This window comes from Mycobacterium sp. E1715 (assembly GCF_001667625.1).
Taxonomy (GTDB): Bacteria; Actinomycetota; Actinomycetes; order Mycobacteriales; family Mycobacteriaceae; genus Mycobacterium.
The window spans coordinates 1-6,061 of record NZ_LZJJ01000317.1 but is presented as its reverse complement, the minus strand read 5'-3'; the positions used below and the strand labels follow the sequence as shown (position 1 = coordinate 6,061).

Below are 6,061 nucleotides of genomic sequence, written 5' to 3'. Positions count from 1 at the left end.
TCCCCATTTGAGCCGGGCCGCACACGAATTGGTGCTGCGGGTGCTCAAGGACCACCCGGACACCAGGGTGACGGTGCTGTTGCCGCGCCGCACGTACTCGCCCCTGTTGGGCCGGCTGCTGCACGACCGCACCGCGGACAAGATGGCCCGCACCGTCAGCCGGGTCCGGGGCGCGACCGCCATCATCGTCCCGTACGACATCGAGTCGCGGATCGGACGGCTCGCGCCCAACGGTTTTGACGCCGACGAGGCGGTAGTGGTGACCCCGATATCGAGTCTCGTGGGCGACTGACCCCGGGGCGGCCGGCGCCGAGGCGACGCTGGCCGCAAGAATTCGAACTAAGTTGCGCGAGTGTGCATCCATGGCGATTTTTGGGGCTGTTTTTGTCGGTGGGGGTGGCTAGTTTGGCGGTATGAGTCCAGATGGTCATCCCGACGCCGAGGCGGTGTTCGATGACCTGGATGCAGTTTTGGCCCGCGCCCGCGCGCTGCCGGTGGACGCGATGACGGTGCGGCAGCAGCTGGCGATGCTGGAACGCTGCGAGCAGGCGCGCCGCCAACTGCCCGCACTCGAACACCCGGTGATCAACTCCCTGGCCCATCAGGCCACCCCCGAAGAGTTGGGCGGCACTTTGGCGCATGCGATCGCCGAGGCGACGTTGGTCAGCCGCGCGGAGGCTTCACACCGCGTCAAGGAAGCGGTGGATCTCGGCCCGCGGCGCGGGCTGACCGGCGAACCGCTGGAGCCGATTCTGCCGGCCACCGCGGCCGCCCAGCGGGCGGGGAAGCTCGGTGCCGGGCAGGTGGCGGTGATCCGCCGGTTCTTCCGTCAGCTGCCCGGCTGGGTCGATGCCGCCACCCGCGCCGCGGTCGAGGCCGACCTGGCCACGCACGGAACGCAGTACCGCCCCGAACAATTGGCCGCGCTCGCCGATCACGTCGCCGATTGCCTCAACCCCGACGGCACCTACCGCGACGAGGACCGGGCGCGGCGCCGCGGCCTGGTGTTGGGCAAGCAAGCCGCGGATGGCATGTCCGAGCTGCGCGCCCTGCTCACCCCCGAGGCCCGCGCCACCCTCGAGGCGGTGCTGGCCAAACTCGCCGCGCCCGGCATGTGCAACCCACTCGAGGACACCCCGTGTGTGGACGGGGCCCCGAGCCAGGAGGCCATCGACCGCGACGCCCGCTCGGCGGCCCAACGCAACCACGACGCACTGCTGGCGGCCAACCGCGCGCTACTGGCCTCGGGAGAACTCGGCCGCCACAACGGGTTACCGGCCTCCATCATCATCACCACCACCCTGGCCGACCTGCAGGCCGCCGCCGGTCACGGCCGCACCGGTGGTGGCACCCGGTTACCGATCAGCGACGTGATCCGCCTGGCCCGCCACGCCCACCATTATCTGGCCGTCTTCGATCACGCCAAACCCGTGGCCCTCTATCACAGCAAGCGGCTGGCCTCCCCGGGGCAACGCATCGTGTTGTACGCGAAAGACCGCGGGTGTTCGGCGCCGGGCTGCACCGTGCCCGGCTACCTCTCCGAGGTCCACCATGTCACCGACTACGCCCAATGCGGCCGCACCGACATCGACAACCTCACCTTCGCCTGCGGACCCCATCACCGCCTGCTCAAACCCGGCGGCTGGACCACCCGCACAAACACCAAAGGCGACACCGTCTGGATCCCACCCCCACACCTGGACCGCGGCCAACCCCGCACCAACACCTTCCACCACCCCGAAAAACTTCTCCACGACGACGACGATGACGACGCGGCATAGTCACTCGGTCAGCGTCGCGCGGATGCACTCGGTGACGTAGGGGAGCGCCAGCCCCGTCGAATTCGCCAGCGCCGGATGGGTGGCCAGCAACTCACGCACCTGGTCCAGCGTCCTGGTGCGTACCTCGGTCGGCGAGGTGATGCAGTAGCTGCGCGACGCGACCAAGTCGATCAGCGCTTGCGGCGTAAGGTAATTCGTCCACTCGACCTGGTGGCGCTCCGGCTCGGTGAACGATTCGGACAGCGTGACGTCGAAGCGGCCGCGGTCGCCGTCGGAACCGATGATCTCGCCCAGCTCCCGCACCCAGCCCAGCCGCTCGTCGCGGGTATTCCACACCAGGCCCAGCCGCCCGCCGGGCCGCAGTACGCGGGCCACCTCGGGGATGGCGCGCTCGGGATCCACCCAGTGCCACGCCTGCGCGACCAGTACGACGTCAACGCTGTTGTCCGGCAAGGGAATCCCTTCCGCGGTGCCCAGGAGCGCGCGGGTCTCCGGCAGCGAGGTGCGCAACACCTCCAGCATGTCGGGAATCGGGTCGACGGCCACAACGTCCAGCCCGCGTTCCACCAGCCGGGTGGTCAGCTTGCCGGTGCCCGCGCCGAGGTCGAGCACCTGGCGCGCGCCGCGCGGCAGCAGCCAGTCGATGGCCTCCGGCGGGTAGGACGGGCGTCCCCGCTCATAGGCCGCCGCCGCGGAACCGAACGACAGGGAGCGGTCGTGGCGAGAACGGGTCACCGCCGTCACGTGCCTTCGTTGGCGGCGAGATCGAGCGTCTTGCGAATAAGTTCCCCGACCGCCTCGGATTCCACCAGGAAGCCGTCGTGCCCGCAGATCGACTCGACAACTTCCAGGCCGCCGCAGCCCGGCAGCAGCTCGGCGAGCTCCTCCTGCAACCGCAGCGGGTAGAGCCGGTCGGAGGTGATGCCGCCAACCACGGCGGGCACCGGGCAACCGGTCAGGGCCTTGCGCACCCCGCCGCGACCGCGGCCGACGTCGTGGCTGTTCAGCGCCTCGGTCAGGGTCACATAGCTGCCCGCGTCAAAGCGGGCCAACAGCTTGTCGCCCTGGTGTTCGAGGTAGCTCTGCACGGCGTAGCGGCTGTCCTCGCCACCCTGCTTGTCGTTGCCGAACCGGGTGTCGAGCTCCGTTTCCCCGCGGTAGGTCAGGTGGGCGAAGCGGCGGGCGATGGTCAGGCCGGTGTCCGGGGTGCGGCCGGTGTCGTGGTAGTCGCCGCCCTGCCAGTTCGGGTCGGCCTTGATGGCCGCGATCTGTGTGGTCTGGGTGCCGATCTGGTCCGCGGTCGCCCGCGCGCCGACGGCCAGCAGCAGCCCGGCCCGCACCCGGCTCGGGTGACCGACCATCCACTCCAATGCCCGTGCGCCGCCCATGGAACCACCAACAACCGCGGCGACCTCGTTGATTCCCAGCGCGGCCAGTGCGGCGATGTCGGCCTCCACCTGGTCGCGGACCGAGACCATCGGAAACCTTGAGCCCCAGGGCTTTCCGTCGCGGGCCAGCGAGCTGGGCCCGGTGGAGCCGCGGCAACCGCCCAGCACGTTGGTGGCCACGGCGCACCAGCGGTCGGTGTCGATCGGCGCGCCCGGCCCGGCCACCCCTTCCCACCAGCCGCCCGTGGGATGACCCGGTCCGGCGGGCCCGGTGATGTGCGAGTCACCGGTCAGCGCGTGCAGCACCACCACCACGTTGTCACGACTCGGCGACAGCTCACCCCAGCGCTGGACGGCGATGCACACGTCGTCGATCACCGCGCCACTCTCGGTGGTCAGCGAGCCGATGTGCACCAGGCCGATCTCGCCTTCGGCGGGCAGCGCCTGGGTCGGAACGTCGGAGATCGTCATGCCCGGGCTCCCTAGAACGCCGCCACGGCTTGCGGGTCGGACGCCTCGGCACCGTACTTCCGCGCGGCGGCGAAACCGAGTTCCAGGTCGGCCAGGATGTCGTCGATGCCCTCGATCCCGACGGCCAGCCGCACCAGGCCCGGCGTGACGCCGGTGGCCAGCTGCTCGGCCGGGCTCAGCTGGGCGTGCGTGGTGGACGCCGGGTGGATCACCAGCGAGCGCACGTCGCCGATGTTGGCGACGTGGCTGTGCAGCTTCAGCGCGTTGACGAACGCCTTGCCGGCCTCGACGCCACCGGCCAGCTCGAAGGCCAGCACGGCGCCGGTTCCCTTGGGCGCCAGCTTCTTCGCCCGCTCGTGCCACGGCGAGCTGGGCAGGCCCGCGTAGTTCACCGACAGCACGCCGTCGTGACCCTCGAGGAATTCGGCGACCCGCTGCGCGTTGGCGACATGCCGCTCGACGCGCAGGCTCAGGGTCTCGATGCCCTGGGCGACCAGGAACGCGTTGAACGGCGAGGCGGCCGACCCGAGGTCGCGCAGTAGCTGCACCCGCGCCTTGAGCGCGTACGCCGGCGGCCCGAGCTCGGCGAACACCACGCCGTGGTAGCTCGGGTCGGGCGTGGTGAAGCCGGGGAAGCGGCCCTGCGTCCAGTCGAAGGTGCCGCCGTCGACGATGACGCCGGCGATGGCCGAGCCGTGCCCGCCGAGGTACTTGGTGGCCGAGTGCACGACGATGTCGGCGCCGTGGGCGAACGGCTGGATCAGGTAGGGCGTGGCGATGGTGTTGTCGACGATCAGCGGTATTCCGTTGGAGTGGGCGACCCCGGCCACCCCGGGAATGTCCAGCAGGTCGATCTGCGGGTTGGAGATCGTCTCGCCGAAGAACGCCTTGGTGTTGGGCCGCACCGCGGCCTGCCAGGAGTCCAGATCGTCCGGGTCGTCGACGAAGCTGACCTCGATGCCGAGCTTGGCCAGCGAGTAGTGGAACAGGTTGTACGTGCCGCCGTAGAGCCGCGGGCTGGAGACGATGTGATCTCCGGCACACGCGAGGTTCAGGATCGCGAAGGTCTCCGCGGCCTGCCCGGAGCTCAGGAAGAGCGCGGCCACGCCACCCTCGAGGGCGGCGATGCGCTGCTCGACGACGTCGGTCGTCGGGTTGCCGATCCGGGTGTAGATGTTGCCCGGCACCTCAAGCCCGAACAGGGCGGCGGCATGGGTGGTGTCGTCGAACGTGTACGAGGTGGTCTGGTAGATCGGCAGGGCGCGGGCGTTGGTGGCCGGGTCCGGGTGCTGGCCGGCGTGCACCTGCCTGGTCTCAAACGACCAGCCGGCGGTCGGATCGGTGTCGTCGTTGCTGGTGGCATCGCTCATGGAAAGCTTCCCCTGTCTGGCTCAGGGGCCCGTCATGGCGGACCCGCGCTTGCCGGATAGCCGGTGCTTGGCTACTCAACCTGGTCATCACCCGGGGCACCCCACCGCGGTTGGAGGGTTGCCGGCCAGCAAGCCGGGGCTTGATGCTGGCGCTCATGACCAATACGAAGATTAGCTTACTGTGCCGACTGGATGCCAATGGCAGGTCGACACCTGCCCAAACGCCCTTGATAACGTGGCAGGAAGAACGCTGAGCCCCCCAGAGATCTGACCGAATATTCGAGGATTTTGACGCCGGGAAGAAGGACCGTGAGCGCCGAACAGCCGACCGTCATCTACACACTGACCGACGAAGCGCCGTTGCTGGCGACCTACGCCTTCCTGCCGATCGTGCGCGCCTTCGCCGAGCCGGCGGGCATCGAGATCAAGACCAGTGACATCTCCGTGGCCGCCCGGATCCTCGCCGAGTTTCCCGACGATTTGACCGAAGAGCAGCGGGTTCCGGACAACCTCTGCGAGCTGGGCGAGCTGACGAAGCTGCCAGACACCAACATCATCAAGCTGCCGAACATCAGCGCCTCGGTGCCCCAGCTGATCGCCGCCGTCAAGGAGCTGCAGGACAAGGGATACAAGATCCCGGACTTCCCGCAGAGCCCGAAGACCGACGAGGACTCCGAAATCCGCGCCCGCTACGGCAAGTGCCTGGGCAGTGCGGTCAACCCGGTTCTGCGGCAAGGCAACTCGGACCGCCGCGCGCCGAAGGCGGTGAAGGAGTACGCGCGCAAGCACCCCCACAGCATGGGGGCGTGGTCGCCGGCTTCGCGCACCCACGTCGCCACCATGCGGCACGGCGACTTCTATCACGGCGAGAAGTCGATGACGCTGGACCGCGACCGCAACGTGAAGATGGTGCTGGAGACCAAGAGCGGGAAGACCCTCGAGCTCAAGCCCAAGGTGGAGCTGCGCGACGGCGACGTCATCGACTCCATGTTCATGAGCAAGAAGGCCCTGGTCGAGTTCTACGAGGAACAGATGCAGGACGCCTACGCGA

Annotated in this window: 5 protein-coding genes, 1 pseudogene and 1 riboswitch; of the genes and pseudogenes, 3 read left to right on the top strand and 3 right to left on the bottom strand. The window is 69.1% G+C overall.

Annotated features, from left to right (window positions below; genetic code table 11):
- A pseudogene (locus tag A9X03_RS29845) lies at nt 1-292 on the top strand (DNA-binding protein); the annotation flags it as partial.
- 121 nt (nt 293-413) lie between these two features.
- Nucleotides 414-1,781 carry an HNH endonuclease signature motif containing protein gene (locus A9X03_RS16065; protein ID WP_067751960.1) on the top strand — a complete coding sequence of 456 codons (1,368 nt, stop codon included), beginning with the start codon at nt 414-416 and terminating at the stop codon, nt 1,779-1,781.
- Here the strand turns inward: A9X03_RS16065 and A9X03_RS16060 are convergent, their stop codons facing one another.
- Genes A9X03_RS16060 through A9X03_RS16050 form a run of 3 tightly spaced genes read right to left on the bottom strand, consistent with a single transcriptional unit; the run spans nt 1,782 to nt 5,010 of the window.
- On the bottom strand, nt 1,782-2,516 hold the full coding sequence (locus A9X03_RS16060) for a class I SAM-dependent methyltransferase (RefSeq protein ID WP_067751971.1): 735 nt from the start codon (nt 2,514-2,516) through the stop codon (nt 1,782-1,784).
- Nucleotides 2,517-2,521: 5 nt separating this feature from the next.
- Nucleotides 2,522-3,640, bottom strand: coding sequence for a homoserine O-acetyltransferase (locus A9X03_RS16055; RefSeq protein ID WP_068261875.1), 1,119 nt, complete (start codon nt 3,638-3,640; stop codon nt 2,522-2,524).
- Nucleotides 3,641-3,651: 11 nt separating this feature from the next.
- Nucleotides 3,652-5,010: a bifunctional o-acetylhomoserine/o-acetylserine sulfhydrylase gene (locus tag A9X03_RS16050; protein ID WP_067751953.1), complete on the bottom strand. Its 1,359-nt coding sequence runs from the start codon at nt 5,008-5,010 to the stop codon at nt 3,652-3,654.
- Between the two features lie 40 nt (nt 5,011-5,050).
- A riboswitch (SAM riboswitch) is annotated at nt 5,051-5,171 on the bottom strand.
- Nucleotides 5,172-5,319: 148 nt separating this feature from the next.
- Here A9X03_RS16050 and A9X03_RS16045 point away from each other — a divergent pair.
- Nucleotides 5,320-6,061, top strand: a 742-nt coding sequence (locus tag A9X03_RS16045) for an NADP-dependent isocitrate dehydrogenase (protein ID WP_197696091.1), incomplete at its 3' end; no start/stop codon positions are given.